The sequence below is a fragment of the Actinoplanes sp. DH11 genome, from assembly GCF_020873875.1.
GTDB lineage: Bacteria > Actinomycetota > Actinomycetes > Mycobacteriales > Micromonosporaceae > Actinoplanes.
In genome coordinates, this window is the sequence record NZ_JAHWGU010000090.1 from 1 (window position 1) to 597 (window position 597).

A 597-nucleotide genomic window follows, 5' to 3' on the forward strand; every position below is an offset into this window, starting at 1 on the left:
AGCGGGTGGCGAACACGACGTCGTCCGGGACGCCGGCCCGCTCACACCGGTCACGGTCGCCGGTCCAGGACTTCGGCAGGTAGACCCGCCGGTCGATCAGGGTGTGACCGTGCCTGCTCGCATAGGCAAGGAACACCCCGACCTGGGCGTTCTCGATCCGCCCAGCGGTGCCGGTGTATTGACGCTGGACACCGACGGTGTGCATGCCTTTCTTCAGATCGCCGGTCTCGTCGACCACGAGGACGCCGTCGGGGTCACCGAGCCGGTCGGCGACGACCTTGCGCACGTCGTCACGCACCCCGTCGGCGTCCCACTTAGCCCGGTAGAGCAACCTTTGCATCGCATCCGGCCTACCATGTCCAGCCTGCTCGGCCAGCTGCCAGCAGGTCTTGATCTGAAGGTCGGCGAGCAGGCCGGTGACGAACCCAGCGGCCGCCCGGCGAGGCTCGACCCGGCAGAACCGGCCGGCGAACGACTCGACCACCAGGTCGATGGTTCGTCGCCACTGGGCAGGCTCTACGCTGTGGCTCTCGGCCACCGCAAGGTCTGATGTTGTGTCCACAACGCACAGACGATCATGCGGTGGCCGTCCTCGTT

At 67.3% G+C, this 597-nt stretch carries 1 protein-coding gene; it reads right to left on the bottom strand.

Annotation, left to right across the window (positions count from 1 at the left end; translation table 11 throughout):
• The coding region (locus tag LPA41_RS40850; protein WP_229076869.1) for an IS701 family transposase at positions 1–493 on the bottom strand (493 nt) is incomplete at its 3' end.
• Between the last annotated feature and the right edge of the window lie 104 nt (positions 494–597).